This is a genomic window from Polaromonas sp. (genome assembly GCF_039930745.1).
GTDB lineage: Bacteria > Pseudomonadota > Gammaproteobacteria > Burkholderiales > Burkholderiaceae_C > Polaromonas.
On the sequence record NZ_JBDTTH010000010.1, the window covers coordinates 1 to 16,860 of the forward strand.

The 16,860-nt window shown below is 62.1% G+C and carries 19 protein-coding genes; 8 read left to right on the top strand and 11 right to left on the bottom strand.

All coding sequences use genetic code 11. The features are described from left to right. The 3 genes from ABI660_RS05580 to ABI660_RS05590 all read left to right on the top strand — a co-directional run. On the top strand, positions 1-1,229 hold a 1,229-nt coding region (locus tag ABI660_RS05580), incomplete at its 5' end, for a YDG domain-containing protein (protein ID WP_348065797.1). Between the two features lie 111 nt (positions 1,230-1,340). After that, entirely contained in the window at positions 1,341-1,664 is a 324-nt protein-coding gene (locus ABI660_RS05585; protein ID WP_348065799.1) for a hypothetical protein, read from the top strand. Then, positions 1,661-2,272 carry an AAA family ATPase gene (locus ABI660_RS05590; RefSeq protein ID WP_348065801.1) on the top strand — a complete coding sequence of 204 codons (612 nt, stop codon included), beginning with the start codon at positions 1,661-1,663 and terminating at the stop codon, positions 2,270-2,272. Before ABI660_RS05585 ends, ABI660_RS05590 begins: the two co-directional genes overlap by 4 nt. A gap of 36 nt (positions 2,273-2,308) precedes the next feature. Here the strand turns inward: ABI660_RS05590 and ABI660_RS05595 are convergent, their stop codons facing one another. Together ABI660_RS05595 and murU are read right to left on the bottom strand one after the other, a co-directional pair. Beyond that, the gene (locus ABI660_RS05595; RefSeq protein WP_348065803.1) at positions 2,309-3,694 is read right to left on the bottom strand and encodes an aminopeptidase P N-terminal domain-containing protein; all 1,386 of its coding nucleotides are present in this window, start codon (positions 3,692-3,694) and stop codon (positions 2,309-2,311) included. Between the two features lie 16 nt (positions 3,695-3,710). After that, a complete protein-coding gene (murU, locus tag ABI660_RS05600; protein WP_348065805.1) occupies positions 3,711-4,403 on the bottom strand; it encodes an N-acetylmuramate alpha-1-phosphate uridylyltransferase MurU in 693 nt (230 codons plus the stop codon). A gap of 213 nt (positions 4,404-4,616) precedes the next feature. On the opposite strand from murU, the gene tkt reads away from it, so the two are divergent. The 3 genes from tkt (at position 4,617) to yjjJ (ending at position 9,187) form a co-directional block, all read left to right on the top strand. Beyond that, a complete protein-coding gene (gene tkt, locus ABI660_RS05605; RefSeq protein ID WP_348065807.1) occupies positions 4,617-6,668 on the top strand; it encodes a transketolase in 2,052 nt (683 codons plus the stop codon). A 61-nt stretch (positions 6,669-6,729) separates the two neighbouring features. After that, entirely contained in the window at positions 6,730-7,728 is a 999-nt protein-coding gene (gene gap, locus ABI660_RS05610; protein WP_348065809.1) for a type I glyceraldehyde-3-phosphate dehydrogenase, read from the top strand. Positions 7,729-7,870: 142 nt separating this feature from the next. Beyond that, on the top strand, positions 7,871-9,187 hold the full coding sequence (gene yjjJ, locus ABI660_RS05615) for a type II toxin-antitoxin system HipA family toxin YjjJ (RefSeq protein ID WP_348065811.1): 1,317 nt from the start codon (positions 7,871-7,873) through the stop codon (positions 9,185-9,187). On the opposite strand, the gene ABI660_RS05620 is transcribed toward yjjJ, so the two are convergent. From ABI660_RS05620 to ABI660_RS05635, 4 genes are all read right to left on the bottom strand, one after another. Further along, a complete protein-coding gene (locus tag ABI660_RS05620; RefSeq protein ID WP_348065813.1) occupies positions 9,184-9,588 on the bottom strand; it encodes a hypothetical protein in 405 nt (134 codons plus the stop codon). The genes yjjJ and ABI660_RS05620 overlap by 4 nt on opposite strands. A 146-nt stretch (positions 9,589-9,734) precedes the next feature. Further along, entirely contained in the window at positions 9,735-10,793 is a 1,059-nt protein-coding gene (locus ABI660_RS05625; protein ID WP_348065815.1) for a pirin family protein, read from the bottom strand. A gap of 208 nt (positions 10,794-11,001) precedes the next feature. After that, positions 11,002-11,763 (bottom strand): ABC transporter permease, encoded by a 762-nt coding sequence (locus ABI660_RS05630; RefSeq protein ID WP_348065817.1) that lies wholly within the window; start codon positions 11,761-11,763, stop codon positions 11,002-11,004. After that, positions 11,760-12,710 (bottom strand): ABC transporter ATP-binding protein, encoded by a 951-nt coding sequence (locus ABI660_RS05635; protein WP_348065819.1) that lies wholly within the window; start codon positions 12,708-12,710, stop codon positions 11,760-11,762. The genes ABI660_RS05630 and ABI660_RS05635 overlap by 4 nt, the downstream gene beginning before the upstream one ends. A 295-nt stretch (positions 12,711-13,005) precedes the next feature. Here ABI660_RS05635 and ABI660_RS05640 point away from each other — a divergent pair, with 295 nt between their 5' ends. Continuing rightward, positions 13,006-13,305: a collagen-like protein gene (locus ABI660_RS05640; RefSeq protein WP_348065821.1), complete on the top strand. Its 300-nt coding sequence runs from the start codon at positions 13,006-13,008 to the stop codon at positions 13,303-13,305. A 97-nt stretch (positions 13,306-13,402) separates the two neighbouring features. Here ABI660_RS05640 and ABI660_RS05645 read toward each other — a convergent pair whose 3' ends face one another. The 5 genes from ABI660_RS05645 to ABI660_RS05665 all read right to left on the bottom strand — a co-directional run bounded on the left by ABI660_RS05645 (position 13,403) and on the right by ABI660_RS05665 (position 16,004). Continuing rightward, a complete protein-coding gene (locus tag ABI660_RS05645) occupies positions 13,403-14,110 on the bottom strand; it encodes a DUF899 family protein (RefSeq protein WP_348065823.1) in 708 nt (235 codons plus the stop codon). A 16-nt stretch (positions 14,111-14,126) separates the two neighbouring features. Then, on the bottom strand, positions 14,127-14,633 hold the full coding sequence (locus ABI660_RS05650) for a DUF1579 domain-containing protein (RefSeq protein ID WP_348065825.1): 507 nt from the start codon (positions 14,631-14,633) through the stop codon (positions 14,127-14,129). A gap of 69 nt (positions 14,634-14,702) precedes the next feature. Beyond that, on the bottom strand, positions 14,703-15,122 hold the full coding sequence (locus tag ABI660_RS05655; RefSeq protein WP_348065827.1) for a VOC family protein: 420 nt from the start codon (positions 15,120-15,122) through the stop codon (positions 14,703-14,705). A gap of 57 nt (positions 15,123-15,179) precedes the next feature. Continuing rightward, complete coding sequence (locus tag ABI660_RS05660; RefSeq protein WP_348065829.1) at positions 15,180-15,527, bottom strand: GFA family protein; 348 nt, start codon at positions 15,525-15,527, stop codon at positions 15,180-15,182. A 3-nt stretch (positions 15,528-15,530) separates the two neighbouring features. After that, on the bottom strand, positions 15,531-16,004 hold the full coding sequence (locus ABI660_RS05665; RefSeq protein WP_348065831.1) for a VOC family protein: 474 nt from the start codon (positions 16,002-16,004) through the stop codon (positions 15,531-15,533). Between the two features lie 119 nt (positions 16,005-16,123). Here ABI660_RS05665 and ABI660_RS05670 point away from each other — a divergent pair, with 119 nt between their 5' ends. Further along, positions 16,124-16,771 carry a TetR/AcrR family transcriptional regulator gene (locus ABI660_RS05670; protein ID WP_348065833.1) on the top strand — a complete coding sequence of 216 codons (648 nt, stop codon included), beginning with the start codon at positions 16,124-16,126 and terminating at the stop codon, positions 16,769-16,771. Positions 16,772-16,860 lie beyond the last annotated feature (89 nt).

A 16,860-nucleotide genomic window follows, 5' to 3' on the forward strand; every position in this document is an offset into this window, starting at 1 on the left:
ATGTGCTGACGGCCAGCAACGCGGCGGCGAGCTTCGCCGACAAGAACGTGGGCGTCGGCAAGGCGGTTAACGTGACCGGCATCAACGTCACCGGTACCGACGCAGGCAACTACAGCTTCAACACCACGGCAGCAACCACCGTCGACATCACGCAACGCGCACTGACGGTGGCGGCCACAGGGACGAACAAGGTCTACGACGCCACGACCAACACCGCGGTCAGCCTCGCCGACAACCGGATCGCAGGGGATGTGCTGACGGCCAGCAACGCGGCGGCGAGCTTCGCCGACAAGAACGTGGGCGTTGGCAAGACGATCAACGTGACCGGTATCAATGTGACCGGCACCGATGCCGGCAATTACAGCTTCAACACCGCAGCAACAACCACTGCCAATATCACGCCCGCAACCATTGCCAGCGTGACCGGCATCACTGCCAATACCAAGATTGCCGACGGAAACACGGCAGCAACGCTGAACACCGGTGCTGCGGGCTTTACCGGGATGTTCGGAGGCGATGTACTCAATGTCGCAGCGGCCACCGGGAACTTTGACACGGCCGCGCCTGGTGTTGGCAAGCCCGTGGCCATCACCGGTATTGCGCTCGGCGGCGTTGATGCGGGCAATTACGTCCTGGCGAGCAACACGGCCAGTACGGTGGCGACGATTGTGGATGCAGCGGGCCAGGGCGGCGCATTCCGGCCGCCGCTGGCTTCTGCCACAAGCTTGCCAAGCGCTGGGTTGACGCCGGCCCCGGGTGGTTTCTCGTTAGCCGACGTGAACGCCCTGGTGGAATCCTTCCCGACCGCCGCCGGGCCTTGTACCGACCCTGAAGTTGCCTGTGAAGCTAGCGACTCGGCCGTGCAGGTGCAAACCTTGCGCGAACCGGCTGACCAGCGCCCGGGCATCGTCGCCGTGAGTGTTGCGAGCGAACTTGTGACTGCCGGCACGGGTTTCCGGTTTGTTTTGCCCAAGGGCCTGATGGCCCTGGCCGGTGATGCACCGGTGGAGGCCACCACGCTTTCCGGCAAACCGCTTCCGGCCTGGTTGCGGTTTGATGCGGCCTCGGGTGGTTTCACCGTGGCTGGCCTGCCGGCTCGCGCGTTGCCGCAGCAGCTGCGTGTCGGCTTGGGGGCGCGTTCAGTGGTGTTGACGGTATCCGAAGCGCCAGTAGCCGCGCCAGCGATGCGCAATGCAGCTGCAAAGCTTTCACCTCAGGGCGGCGGCTGAGCGCTATTCGCTCCAGCAGTTCTTCCGAAGACGAAGCAGACCTGAGTTCGTTTTTGCAGGAATTGCAAAAAGTGGCAATTTGGCGCAAAATAGTCCAAACAGGAGATTGTCATGGCCGCACCCAGCAACTTTGCCTCTGTCAAACTTCCGCTCGATCTTGTAGAACAAGCGCGAGAAGCTGCTCAGCCCTTGCGCCGCTCGGCGGCCGGGCAAATCGAGTACTGGGCCACGCTCGGCCGGGTGGTCGAACATTCTGGTTTGACCGCGCAGGAAGCCCAAACGGCCATTGAAGGGTATGAAGCTGCTGCGCGCAAGTCACAGCAAGCCAAAACCGTCGCTGACCTCACCAGCCGTTTGTTGGCGGCTGAAGTCAGCGGCTCTCTCGCCGGGCGCGTGCGCGAAGTGGTGGAAGAAAACCGCAAACTCGCCAATTGACCGCGCCCCCGGTCTTTCATCTGCTGGCGGGCCCCAACGGCGCCGGGAAATCCACGCTCTACAACGCCCTTGTTCGCGCGGAAATCATCCCCGCCGATCTGGCTTTTGTGAATGCCGACCTTTTCGAGCGCGACCATCTGCAGCACATCACCGACCCTGCACAACGCTCGGAGGCGGCCCGGCAATGGGCCGACGACCAACGCGCGGCCAAGCTCGCCCGCGAAGAATCATTTGTCAGTGAAACGGTTTTTTCCCACGAATCCAAGCTGGCTTTGATCGACGAAGCGATAGCGCAGGACTACGTGGTTGCGCTTTATATCGTCGCCCTTGACGACCCCCAGCGATTGCTTGACCGTGTGCAACGCCGCGTTCAGGAAGGTGGGCATGACGTGCCGTCGGACAAAATCCTGGCGCGCTACCCCCGCACCTTGGAAAACCTGTCCAAGGCCATTGGCTTGGCCTCCGTTGCATACCTGTACGAAGGGCGTGAGCTGGACGAAGGCGGGCCTTTCATGGTGGCCATGTGCCAGGGCTCGAAAGTGACGATCTTCGTGGATCAGTTGCCGCAATGGGCGCGCACGGTGTTGGGTGATGACGACCCTGGGTGACATCTTTGCAGTGCGCCGGGGATCGGGCGCAAAGCATCATCCCCGCATCAAAGCTTCAATCTCATCCGCATCCACCGGCACGCCGCGTGTCATGAGCTCACAACCCTTGGCCGTTACCAGGGCGTCGTCCTCGATGCGGATGCCGATGTTCCAGAACTCCTTGGGCACACCTTTGCCCGGCCGCACATAGATGCCGGGCTCGATGGTGGTGACCATGCCCGGCCGCAGGATGCGCGAGGGCTTGCGCATCACGGTTTGGCCCAGCGCGTCTTTCTCCTCGCGTGGTTTGCTGCCGGGTTCGGTGTAGTCACCGCAGTCGTGCACGTCCATGCCCATCCAGTGGCCTGTACGGTGCATGTAGAACTGGCGGTAAGCGCCCGACCCCAGCACGTCATCGACCTTGCCGTGTTTCTTTTTGTCGAGCAGACCGGTGTCCAGCATGCCTTGGGCCAGCACACGGGTGGCGGCGTCATGCGGGTCCATGAAACGCTTGCCGGGTTTGGTGACTTTCACCGCGGCGTCCTGCGCAGCCAGCACGATGTCGTAGAGGGTGCGCTGGGCCGGCGTGAACTTGCCATCCGCCGGAAAGGTGCGTGTGATGTCGCTGGCGTAACCATCAAGCTCACAGCCGGCATCAATCAGGCACAGCTCACCGGGTTTGAGTTCGGCGTCGCCGGCGCGGTAATGCAGCACGCAGGCGTTGGCCCCCGCCGCGACGATGCTGGTGTAGGCCGGATACTGTGAGCCATGGCGGCGGAACTCGTGCAGCAGCTCGGCTTCCAGGTGGTATTCACGCAGCCCGCCCCTGGTGCCGCTACGCAACATGGCGGCCGAGGTTTGCATGGCACGCACATGGGCACCGGCTGAAATCTTGCCGGCACGCCGCAGGATCGCGATTTCATGCGTGTCCTTGACCAGGCGCATTTCGTCCAGCAGCTTGCACAGGTCGTGCTGGCTCTGCGGGCATTCCGCGCCGAAGCGGATACGTGCGCGCACCTTGGCCAGCCAGCTGTCCACCTGCGTTTCCAGGCCTGCGTGCGTTGCAAAAGGAAACCACACGGCGTTCTGGTTGGTCAGCAGGGCCGGCATTTTTTCTTCGAGAGCTTCGGCGCTGAAAGCGGCATCAACGCCCAGCGCAGCCGGCGCGGCCTTCGGGCCGAGCCGGATGCCGTCCCAGATCTCGCGTTCCAGGTCCTTGGGCCGGCAAAACAGCGTGCTTTTACCGCTGGCCTCTATGGCCAGCCAGGCACCGGGCTCGCTGAAGCCGGTCAGGTAATAAAAGTAGCTGTCGTGGCGGTAAGCGAAGTCGCTGTCGCGGTTGCGCGCCACTTCAGGAGCCGTGGGTAGCAGGGCGATGCCGCCGCCGGCCGCTTTGAGTGCGCGCGCCACGGCGGCGCGGCGTTTTTCGTAAATGGTGGTCATGGGTAAAAGCGTTTTCCTAAGGTGGGATGTTCAGCTCGGCCAGACGCTCGGGCGTGCCCACGTCGGTCCATGGTCCTGAATATAGCGTTGCACTGACCTGGCCGCTTTGCATGGCCTCGCGCAGCAGCGGTGCCAGTGCGGCTTTTTTTCCGGCCGGCGTATGTTTGAACAGGGCCGGGCGGTACAGGCCCACGGTGCTGTAGGTAAATTTTTCATCGGCCTGCGACAGCGCCAGGCCCGCACTGCTGATGCCGAAGTCGCCTGCCGGGTTGTGCGGCGGGTTGGGCACCAGGTAAATGTGCGCGAGCGCAGCGGATGCGGCAAACCGCTGCGCATCGGCCGCCGGAAAATCAAAGCCCGGCATGAACACGTCACCGGCGACCAGCCAGAAGGGCGCGTCCTGCAACATCGGCAGCGCAGTGGCAATACCGCCTGCGGTTTCCAGTGCGCCGCCAAAAAGCGCGCCTTCATGCGAATAGCGGATGCGCAATCCCCAGGCACTGCCATCGCCGAGCGCGGCCGGAAACTGATCCTCCAGCCAGGCGGTGTTGATCACTACCTCCTTCACACCTGCGCGCGCCAAGCTGTCCAGGTGCCAGGCGATCAGCGGCTTGCCCTGCACAGGCAACAGCGGTTTGGGCATCTGATCGGTCAGCGGGCGCATGCGTTCGCCCCGTCCGGCGGCAAGAATCAGGGCTTGGGTGCTCATGGTGGCCTGAATTATGACGGTTTATGAAGCCAAATTGGCCATTAGCCCATATGGAATGGGCGCCACCAGCTACTAAATTCGTAGCGTTTTGGCAGGGCGGCCTGGCTGCAAATCGCGCTCAGTGGCATCCCGTAAAATCAGGGGTTTTCCCGAGTGCCCGGTTTGCCGGCCCCTCGGGCGCCGCGACCCCTCTTTCACCCTGGACTTCAAGCAATGGCTGACACCTCCCCATCCCTCATGGCCAATTCCATCCGCGCTCTGGCCATGGATGCCGTGCAGCAAGCCAACTCCGGCCACCCCGGCGCGCCCATGGGCATGGCCGACATGGCTGTGGCACTCTGGGGCCAGCACCTCAAGCACAGCCCGCACAACCCGCAGTGGTTTAACCGCGACCGCTTTGTGCTGTCCAACGGCCACGGCTCCATGCTGATTTACGCGCTGCTGCACCTCACGGGCTACCCGCTGCCTATCAGCGAGTTGAAAAACTTCCGTCAGCTGCACAGCAAAACCCCGGGCCACCCCGAGTTTGGCTACACCCCCGGCATTGAAACCACCACCGGTCCACTGGGCCAAGGCATCAGCAATGCGGTCGGCATGGCACTCGCTGAAAAGCTGCTCGCTGCCGAGTTCAACCAGGCCGACCACGCCATTGTTGACCACCACACCTATGTATTCATGGGCGACGGCTGCCTGATGGAAGGCATCAGCCATGAGGCTTGCGCATTGGCCGGCGCCTGGAAGCTCAACAAGCTGGTCGCGCTGTACGACGACAACGGCATTTCCATTGACGGCCAGGTCGCGCCCTGGTTCATCGACAACACCGCGCTGCGTTTTGCCGCGTATGGCTGGAATGTGATCGGCCCCATCGACGGCCACGACGTTGCCGCTGTGTCGCGTGCTTTGGCCGACGCCAAAAACAGCGCCGACAAACCGACGCTGATCATCTGCAAAACCCACATCGGCAAAGGTTCACCGAACCGCGCGAATACTGCCAAGGCCCATGGCGAGCCGCTGGGCGCTGACGAAATCGCACTGACCCGCACGGCACTGAACTGGCCGCACACGCCTTTCGAACTGCCCAAAGAAGCTTACGACGCCTGGGATGCCAAGGCCAAAGGCCTGGCGCTCGAAGCAGCGTGGGACGCCAAATTCACCGCCTACAAGGTGGCGCACCCCGAGCTGGCAGCTGAGTTCACGCGCCGCATGAAGGGCGAGTTGCCCAAAGCCTTCTCGCAAATCGCCGTGGACGCCGTCGTTGGTGCCCACACCAAATACGAAACCGTTGCCTCACGCAAGGCCTCCCAGCTGGCACTCGAAGCCTTCACCGCCGGTCTGCCCGAAATGCTGGGCGGCTCGGCCGATTTGACGGGCTCCAACCTGACCAACACCAAGAGCACGCCCGCACTGCGCTTCGACCTGGCCGGCGACGTCGTGATGAACGAGACGCCCGTGGGCAGCAAGGTCATCGGCCGCCACATCAATTACGGCGTGCGTGAGTTCGGCATGGCCGCCATCATGAACGGCATCGCGCTGCATGGCGGCTACATTCCCTACGGCGGCACCTTCCTGACCTTCAGCGACTACAGCCGCAACGCCATTCGTATGGCGGCGTTGATGAAAATCCGCGTGGTGCATGTGTTCACGCACGACTCCATCGGCTTGGGCGAAGACGGCCCGACCCACCAGTCGATCGAACACGCCGCCAGCCTGCGCCTGATTCCCAACCTCGACGTCTGGCGTCCGGGCGACACCGCCGAAACCGCCGTGGCCTGGGCTGTCGCCCTGCAGAACAAAAACAAGCCGACAGCCCTGCTGCTCAGCCGCCAGAACCTGCCTTACGCCCCCAAGAACGACCTCAGCGAAATCAGCAAAGGCGCTTACGTGCTGGCCGAGCCCGCTGAAGTGGGGCTGAACAAAAAAGCCCAGGCCGTGATCATTGCCACCGGCTCGGAAGTGCAACTCGCGCTGAAGGCGCAAGAGCTGCTGGCGGCCCGGAAGATCGCCGTGCGTGTGATTTCCATGCCCAGCACCACCACTTTCGACAAACAGAAAATCGCCTACAAATCCGAAGTGCTGCCCGAAGGCATTCCGCGTATTGCAGTCGAGATGGGTGTGAGTGACGGCTGGTGGAAATACGGCTGCGCCGCGGTTGTCGGCATCGACACCTATGGCGAGTCGGCCCCGGCGCCGGTGCTGTTCAAGCATTTCGGCTTCACGCCCGAGAACGTGGCTGACACTGTGCGCAAGGTGCTGTCGAAAAAATAAACACCGTGGGCCGGCAGGCGCATGGTGAACCCCCCGTTTTTAACTTTCAGGAGCAAAGCAGATGGCGATCAAACTAGGTATCAACGGCTTCGGCCGCATCGGCCGCAACGTGTTGCGCGCCGCCGTGCAGAACTTCAGCGACATTGAAATCGTCGGCATCAACGACCTGCTCGAGCCGGACTACCTGAAGTACATGCTGCAGTACGACTCGGTGCACGGCCGTTTCAAGGGTGACGTATCGGTAGAGGGCAACACCCTGATCGTCAACGGCAAGAAAATCCGCCTGACGCAGGAGCGCGACCCGGCTGCGCTGAAATGGAACGAAATCGGCGCCGACATCGTGCTCGAGGCCACCGGCCTTTTCCTGGACAAAGCCTCCGGTGAAAAACACCTGGCCGCCGGCGCCAAAAAAGTCATCTTCTCGGCCCCGTCGAAAGACGACACGCCGATGTTCGTCTACGGCGTCAACCACAAGACCTACGCCGGCCAGGCCATCATCAGCAATGCCAGCTGCACCACCAACTGCCTGGCACCCCTCGCCAAGGTGCTGCATGACAAATGGGGCATCAAGCGCGGCCTGATGACCACCGTGCACGCAGCCACCGCCACCCAGAAAACCGTGGACGGCCCGAGCAACAAGGATTGGCGCGGTGGCCGCGGCATCCTGGAAAACATCATTCCGTCGAGCACCGGCGCCGCCAAGGCTGTCGGCGTGGTGATCCCCGAGCTGAACAAAAAGCTCACCGGCATGTCCTTCCGCGTGCCGACTTCCGACGTGTCGGTGGTGGACCTGACCTGCGAGCTGAACAAGGAAGCTACGCTGAAGGAAATCTGCGCGGAAATGAAGGCGCAGAGCGAAGGGGCGCTCAAGGGCATCCTCGGCTACACCGAAGACAAGGTGGTTGCCACCGACTTCCGCGGCGAGACCTGCACCAGCGTGTTTGACGCCGACGCCAGCATCGCGCTCGACGGCACCTTCATCAAGGTCGTTGCCTGGTACGACAACGAATGGGGCTACTCGCACAAGTGCCTGGAGATGGTGCGGGTTGTGTCGAAGTAAGCCTTGCCTGCGGACTACAAAGCGCCTCCTGGAGGCGCTTTTTTTTGCCTTAAAACAATCTTTAGTATCTATTCAAGAATAGAGAGACAACACTCAAAAAAGCGTAAAATCACCAAAATTTAGCTATTCAATAATTCATTCAATGACGACCTTGTCTTCTGTTGCTGTCCTGCTATTGGCTGCCCTGCGCAAACAGGGCGGTGTGGCCACCAGCGCCGAGTTGCAGCTTGCGCTTGGGGTCAGCCAGCCCACCCTGTCCCGGGCCTTGGCGCCGTTGATTCAGTCCGGCGAGGTGCGCACGCTGGGTGCAGCGCGTGCTCGCCGTTATCTTCTGCCGCGCAACGTGGAAGACGTTGGTATTGAAATCCCCATCATGCGGGTGGATGCCCAAGGACAGGTCACGCCATTCGGGCGTTTGATCCCGCTTTCCGGTGGACGTTTCTGGGTGGACGAGGCCGACGGTGTCAGCAAGCCGCATGATGGTTTGCCGTGGTTTCTCGATGACATGCGGCCTCAGGGGTTTATGGGCCGTACCTTCGCCCACGCGCATCCCGAACTCCAGCTCGCGGCCGACCCCCGTAACTGGAGTGATGACGACGCGCTGAAAGCGCTGGCACTGTTTGGCGACGATCTGCCGGGTAACCTGATCGTTGGCGAGCAGGCCTTCCAGCGGTTTCACGGGCTTGCTGACAGGGCTTCACGTGTTGATTCATGGGAAAGCTACCCTGCGCTGGCCGAGCGGGCCATGCAGGGCACGTTGGGGGGGTCTTCGGCCGGCGGTGAACAGCCCAAGTTCTGCACCATCACGGCAGGCCGGCATGTACTGGTCAAGTTTTCTCCAGCGGGGGATTCTCCAGTGGACCAGCGCATGCGTGACCTGCTGGTGTGCGAGCATCTTGCGCTGCAGACGCTGAAGCTCGCCGGGCTTCCGGCGGCCACCACGCAAATCTTTGTCGCTGGACAGCGCACTTTTTTGGAGTCGGAGCGGTTCGACCGTACTGCCAAAGGCCGCATAGGCATGGTGTCGCTGCAGGTTTATGACGCTGAATACATCGGCAAGATAGACAACTGGGCGGCTACCGCCAACCGCATGGCCGAAACCCGGCTGCTGACGGCCGCAGATGCCGCGCACCTGCGCCTGCTCGAGGCTTATGGTTTGTTGATTGCCAATACCGACCGCCACTACGGCAACATCTCGCTGCTGCTGGAAAACGATGACTGGCGCCTGTCCCCCACTTACGACATGTTGCCCATGCTCTACGCGCCGGTGAATGGCGAACTGGTCGAAAGGGCATTCACTGATCGCCCGCTTTACCCGATTTCAGCCACGTTGACAGAGTGGCCGCGCGCCAGAGAACTCGCGTCCGACTTCTGGCACACAGCATCCACGGACAAAAGAATTTCCAGTAGTTTCCGTTTGGTTGCCAAAGAAAACCTGAAAAGCCTGCAGGCGATCTAGAGCCTCGCCAGCACCAGTGTCAGTCCGATGACCGCCACGATGGCGATCACCGCCGTCACACCGGCCAGCAGCAGGAGGCGCACGCGGTTGGTCTCGGCGCGCTGGATCAGCTGGGTGTTCTGATCGGCCAGTGCCTTGATCAGCTCTGACGAGGCGAGCATCTGCTCGTGCAGCTCTTGGACAGCGGTTTCCAACGCCAGAGTTCGCGCCTGCAGGGCGGCGGCCTGGCCTTCCGGCGACAGCTGCACGTCCGTGCCGGCATCAGACATCGTGCCGGGTGCCGGAGTCTTCTTGCCTACGGCATTCCAGAGCTTTTTGGCGCCATCGGCGATCTTGGGCGCGTTCTTGATCACGTCCGACCAGGGAACCATCTGCAATACCGCCAGCCAGCCAATCGCCATGAAATAACCTCTTGTGAATGCGCTGATGAGTCCATCCGCGCCAGCCGAATGGGCCTGGTCAGTTTACTTGCCCGCATGGCCCTGGCCGCATAACCGCATGCTGTGCGGGGGTACGTGCAGGGCCGGTCAGCCAGCCCGGCCAGGTGTCAGGCGTTGGCGGCGTCCGGCACCTCGGCCGGCCGCTCTTCGCGCCCACCCGGGTGCACGGCAAACCGCGCCGGGTCGCGCCCATGCACCGGCGTATCACTGTCGAAAGACCAGCCGCCGAACTGCGTGCGCTGGTAGTCGGCCATGGTCTGCGCAATCTCGGCCTGGGTGTTCATCACGAAGGGGCCGTACTGCGCCACTGGCTCGGCGATGGGCCTGCCTTGCAGCAGCAAAAATTCAGCCACCTCGCTGCCATTGACCAGTTCCACCGGCATGTCGGCGCGCAGCTCGATAGCGGCCGGGCTGCGGACGTCCTGGCCGCCGATGCTGACGGACTGGCCCTTGAAGAAGTACAGATTGCGCCGCGTACCCTCGCCAGCTGCGGGTAAGGCCCAGCGCGCGCCGGGTTCCATGCGCAAGGTCCAGATCGCCACGTCGGCATCAGCCCGCGCGGCCCAGGAGTCCGGCGGTGGCGCCAGCGGCGCGCCGGCGTCCTGCAGGCGCCCGGCGATCACCGCGATTTCGGTGCTGCGGCCTTCGGCGTCTTTGGCGGTCACGCGCGGAATGTCCTGCGACCAGAACATCGTGAAGTGCGGCTTGCTCATCTTGCTGCGTGCGGGCAGGTTCAGCCAGATCTGGAACAGCTCCAGTGGGTTATCATTTTTTTCATCCAGCAGGGGAAACATCTCGGCGTGCACGATGCCCTTGCCCGCCGTCAGCCACTGAACGTCACCCCGGCCGAAACGCGCGGTTGCGCCCAGCGAGTCCGAATGGTCGATCAGGCCCTTGCGCACAATCGTGACGGTTTCAAACCCGCGATGGGGGTGCGGCGGGAAGCCCGGTACTTTTTCACCGTGGTACATGCTCCAGCCGTCCTTGCGGCTGAAGTCCTGGCCGATGGCACGACCTGCCAGCGAGGCGGCGGGCCCCATGTCGGCGTTGCCCTTGGGATAAGCGTCGTCGTGGTAGGCGCAGAACAGGAAGGGGTCGAGGGTCTCCCACGGAAAGCCGAGGGGCTTGACCTGAAGAACCGGGGATGCGATGGTGCTGACGGGCATGGCGAGGCCTTTCTGGCGCGAGTTTCTCAAAGAACACATATAAGGTTACCCGGTGTTCTTTCAAGCCGCAGGGCTGGCCCGCGTCGCCTACCCGGCGCCAGGCAAACTGCAAGACAAACAGGCCTCCAGCCCTTATAGGACAGGCGCTAACAGCTATAAAATCAATAGCACTTCGAAGAAGCCGCCGCCGCTGGGCGTTCCAGCCCGCTCAGGCCTTCAGCTTCCACCCGGTGCGGAAGATCCACCACACCGTACCCAGGCACAGCCCCAGAAAGCCCAGGATGGCCACCACGCTGATGCCCACATTGACATCGGCCACGCCGTAAAAGCTCCAGCGGAAGCCGCTGATCAGGTAGACCACCGGATTGAACAGGGCGATCTTTTGCCACAGCGGCGGCAGCATGTTGATGGAGTAAAACGCGCCGCCCAGAAAAGTCAGCGGCGTCACCACCATCAGCGGCACGACCTGCAGTTTCTGGAAGTTGTCCGCCCACAGCCCGATGATGAAACCGAACAGGCTGAAGGTCACTGCGGTCAGCAGCAAAAAGCACAGCATCCAGAACGGGTGCGCAATGCTGTAGGGCACGAACAGGCGCGCCGTCGCCAGGATCAGCAGTCCCAGCAAAACGGACTTGCTCGCCGCCGCACCCACATAACCCATGACCACCTCCATGGACGACACGGGAGCCGACAGCAACTCGTAAATCGTGCCCGACCATTTCGGCATGTAGATGCCGAACGCGGCGTTGGAAATGCTTTCGTTGAGCAGCGAGAGCATGACCAGGCCGGGGATGATGAAGGCGCCGTAGCCGATGCCGTCGATGTCGCCCATGCGTGAACCGATGGCCGCGCCGAAGACCACAAAATACAGCGAGGTCGAGATCACCGGCGAGGCAATGGACTGCATCAGCGTGCGGAAGGTGCGCGCCATTTCAAAGCGGTAAATCGCGCGGATGGCGTGCCAGTTCATGCGGCCTCCTTCAGGGTGGCCGGCTTGTCGGCATGCACCAGGCTTACGAAAATGTCCTCCAGCGAACTCTCGCTCGAATGCAGGTCCTTGAAGTCGATGTGAAGCTCGGCCAGTCGCTTGAGCAGTGCCGCAATGCCGGTCTCCTCGGTTTGTGTGTCGAAGGTGTAGACCAGGGTGTGGCCTTCAGCGGCAAGCTCCAGCGGCAACCCTGCCAGCCCGTCCGGAATGCGCTGCAGCGGCACCTGCAACTGCAGGCTCAGCTGCTTCTTGCCTAACTTGCGCATCAACACGTCCTTGTCTTCCACCACAATCAGTTCGCCCTTGCTGATCACGCCGATGCGGTCGGCCATTTCCTCGGCTTCCTCGATGTAGTGCGTGGTCAGGATGATGGTGACGCCGTTGCTGCGCAGCTCCCGCACCATTTGCCACATGTCGCGGCGCAGCTCCACGTCGACACCGGCGGTGGGTTCATCGAGGAAGAGGATGGCCGGCTCATGCGACAGGGCCTTGGCAATCAGCACCCGGCGTTTCATGCCGCCCGACAGCGCCATGATCTTGCTGTCCTTCTTGTCCCACAGCGAGAGGTCGCGCAGCACTTTTTCGATGTAGGCGGGGTTGGGAGGTTTGCCGAACAAGCCGCGGCTGAAGCTCACGGTGGACCAGACGGTTTCAAAAGCGTCGGTCGAGAGTTCCTGCGGCACCAGCCCGATCTTGGCGCGCGCCGCGCGGTAGTCGTGCACGATGTCGTGGCCATCAGCCGTCACGCTGCCCGAGCTCGGCTTGACAATGCCGCAGACGATGCTGATCAAGGTGGTCTTGCCGGCGCCGTTGGGCCCCAGCAGCGCGAAAATTTCGCCACGCCGGATGTCGAGGTTGACCGACTTGAGCGCCTCAAAGCCGGACGCATAAACCTTGCTGAGTTGCTGGATGGAAATAATAGGTTGCACGCGGCGTCCTGGTGTGAAGGTGGTGCCGGATAGGCCCGGCTGATTCTATCGAGTGATGGCGAAACTGGCTGAGTCGGGGCTTTCAGGCCTGGTGAGCGTGTATTCAAGATGCAGACCCGCCAATTCGGGACGCACAGTGGTGCGGCCGTCCTACAGCGTGCATGGCGGGGCACGGTTAAGTTCAGTGTTCGTCCTTTGCATCTGCCAGAAATAATTTTGGAAGCTCATGGCCGAGGCAGACATTACTGCTCTGCGCATTTCACGCGCATGTTCGCTCAACTCCTAAGGACTCCCCATGAAATATTCCATCTTGCTGGCCGCACTGGTCGCTACCCTTGGCCTGACCGCTTGTGAACGTACCGTTGTGACGCCAACCCCGGCCGTTGTGACCGTGCCCGGCCCTGCGGGCCCCGCGGGTGCTACCGGTTCCACCGGAAGCACGGGTTCCACTGGCTACACCGGTGCCACCGGTGCAACAGGCGCTAGCGGCGGTGCCACCGGCGCGACTGGCGCCACAGGTGCTACCGGCGCTACCGGTGCCACGGGCGACAAGGGCACCACAGGCGACACCGTGATTGTGGTTCCGCAAAAGTAAGTTTTGCGCATGTGACGGTGCCCTGCACTGTCATTAAAAAGGCCCCGCCCTCACAGGCCAGGGGCCTTTTTTGTGTGCGTTTGCCTTGACGCGGGTTTTAGCTCGGGGGATAACTGAGCTCCGGATACCAGTCGCTGCCGCGGCCCTCCGGCGTGCTGTCGAGGATGGTCCACAGCGGCATCGGGTCGGGCGCGCCGCGCGGGTCCTGGCCCGGGTCGGCCGTGGCCATACCCATCTCGCCGCTCCAGAAATGCCGCAGGCTGCCGTCGCGCCGCGTGAAGACATTGAAGGCCGGCTCGTCAGCGTCTTCCGCGCTGACATAGTCGCGCGTGTAATTGCCGCTCACGTCCGAGTACAGTTTCAGGTGCTTCCAGCCGCGTTCCTTTTTGAAGGCCAGCAGACGTTCTATTGGTGAGCGCGCCACCACTGCCAGCCCGACGCGCTGCATCACATCCTCGGCCTCGCCGTCCCAGGCCGACAGCAGCGAGGTGCACATCGGGCAGGGCTGCTTGCGCTGGGGGCCGAACATGTAGCTGTAGACCACCAGCGTCTGCTTGCCCGCAAACAGCTCGGAAAATTTCACCGGGCCATGTTCGCCCACCAGTTCGTAATCCTTCGGCAACACGCCGCCCGGCGGCAATTCGCGGCGCTGCTGCGCCACCCGCTCGATATGGCGCCGCAGCTCGATCTCCTCGGCCAGCAGCGCGTCACGCGCGCGCCGGTAGGCTTCGTTTTCGTTGGGGAAGCGGACCCCATTTTTCAGGGCCAGCTCTTTGGCAGATGGCAGTGCTTGTGTTGTGCTCATGGCATGCCTCCGTTCCTTACTTCACCCGCCGATAGGTCGCCGTCATGAAACGTTTCCAGCTGCCGTCCGGCTGCAGCGTTTGCGAGTGCAGCGTGCGCTCGTCCTTGCTCTTGATGGTGATCACGTCCTGGTAACGCGCCGTCTTGCCGTCGCCGGCAAAACTTGGGCCTTCGGTGTCCAGCGTCAGCACCTTGCCGGCAGCATCAAGCGAGCCCTTGTACGTAAACATGTTGCTCATCATGGAGCCTGCCCAACTGCCGAGGTAGGTCTTTTTCTGCACGTCGTAGCCCAGTGTCATCAGCATTTCTCCGGTGCCGCCGCCGGGCATGTCGCTGGTACCTTCGCAGACCACCCACAACCCGCCGAGGCTACGTACATGTTCAGTGCCCGAGCTTTTCATGACCGGCTGGTCGGGGCCCATGTCGCAGTCGCCCTCCATCGTCCAGTCGCCTGCCAGCTGCTGCAGCCAGTCATGCTCTTTTTGTGGTTTGGTTTCCATGCAGTTGTCTGTTTCTGTTCCCATGTTCATTTCTCCTCGGGGTTTGGTTGCGGGTTGACGCCGGTTGTGCACGAACGCCGCCCGTGGGGTACATCATTTCTCAGGTTTGGGGTTGATCACCATCCAGGAAACGCCGAAGCGGTCGGCCACCATGCCGAAGGAATGGGCGAAGAACGTTTGCGACATGGGCATCTGCACCTGGCCGCCTTCGCCCAGCGCCTTGAACACGCGCTGCGCCTCGGTGTCGCTGGTTGCGGTGATCGAGAGGCTGACGCCCTTGAACTCCGCTTTGCCTTGCGCCATGCCGTCCGACGCCATGATCTGCGTGTCGCCGACCTCGAAGTTGGCGTGCATGATCTTTTCGTCGAAACCCGGCCCGCTCATGCCCGGCTGTGGCTCGGGGTTCTCCTTGAAGCGCATCATCGCCGTCACTTTGGCGCCCAGCGCTTTTTTGTAGAAGTTGAGGGCCTCTTCGCAGCGGCCGTCGAAAAACAGATAGGGTTGAATCAGCATGGTGATCTCCTTTGTTGCAGTGAATGAGTGAGCGGGTGCTTGTTGCGCTTTACGCCATCACTTCGACCGCCCGTCGAAGTGCTGTATCGGCACAGAGGCCAGATCGATGTTTTCCAGGCAGCGGATGTTGATGGCCGCCATCTTGTTGCCCTGTGGATCCACACCTTCGCCGAAAGGATGCATGCCGCATGTCGGACAAAACCGATGCTGGATGACGTGTTTGTTGAAGGTGTAGGTGCTGATGTCTTTTTCCTGAGTGAGCAGGCGCAGCTTGTCGTGCGGCACAAACCACAGCAGCGAGCCCTTGCGCGAACAGATCGAGCAGTTGCAGGCCATGGCCCCGGTGAGTTCGCCTTCCACTTCAAAGGCCACCTTGCCGCAATGGCAGCTTCCCCGGTACTTCACGGCTCAGGCCTCCGCGTAAGCCTGTTGCAGGCGTTTCACGTCAATCTTGTGCATCTGCATCATGGCCTGCATGGTGGCTTTGGCCTTGGCCGGGTTCTTGTCCTGCAGCATTTCGCCCAGGGCCGCGGGAATGACTTGCCAGGACAGGCCGAATTTGTCGGTTACCCATCCGCATTGCTGCTGTTGTCCGCCTTCTGAAAGCTTTGCCGACAGCTCGTCTACTTCCTCTTGCGTCTTGCAATCCACAAACAGCGAAATCGCCGGCGTGAAGCTGAAGTGCGGGCCGCCGTTGAACGCAATCAGCTCCTGCCCTTCAATCTGGAAGCTGGCCGACATCACCGCACCTTTCGGCGCGGGCCCGCCTTCCCCATAGCGCCTGACCTCGCCCGCCTTCGAATTCCTGAAGACGGATGTGTAGAAATTCATGGCTTCTTCGGCCTGGTTGTTGAACCAGAGGAAAGGGGTGATCTTCTGCATGGCACAGCTCCTCGAAATATTTGAAATGGTTGCGGTACATCAAAATTGGATGTATTGTGTACGGCGTCCACAAGAGAATAGCAAAGATAATGGACGCTGTCCACATTAAACGTAACAAAATGCCCTTCCCTCCGGTTACCCCGCCCGCCCGCAGCACCTACCGCCACGGTGACCTGCGGCGCGCGTTGCTGGAAGCCGGAGTTGAGCTGGCGCGCACGGGTGGACCTGATGCGGTGGTGCTGCGCGAAGCCACGCGGCGCGCCGGTGTGGCGCCCAATGCCGCCTACCGCCACTTTGCCAGCCGCGAGGCCCTGCTGCAGGCGGTGCGCGCGGCGGCGCTGTCCGCCGTGGCCGCGGCCATGGAGACCGAACTCGCCGCCGTCCCCGCTGATCTGCCGCCAGCGGACTTTGCCTGCGCCGGCGTGCGCGCCGTGGGCACCGGCTACCTGCGTTTTGCCCAGGCGGAGCCCGGCCTGTTCCGCACCGCCTTTGCGCGCTCAGACGTACTGATGCAGGCTACCCCCGAAACCCCGACCGCCGGCCCCGGCGGTCTCAATCCTTTCGAACTGTTGGGGGCTGCGCTCGACAAGCTGGTAGAGACCGGCGTGATGCCGCCCGAGCAGCGGCCTGGCGCCGAGTTCCTGGCGTGGTCCGCGGTGCACGGCCTGGCCGTCCTGGTCGTTGATGGCCCGCTGGGCTCTGTCATCGGCCCGCACATGCAGCAGATTGGCCAGCGGCTGATCGACATGGTTGAAAAGGGGCTGTAGCGGTCCATTGCCGCACCGTCTGGTTTCGAACAAAAAGAGGTTGCAGCCCTTTGAACACGGGCACTATCAGCTACCAAAAAAATAGCGAA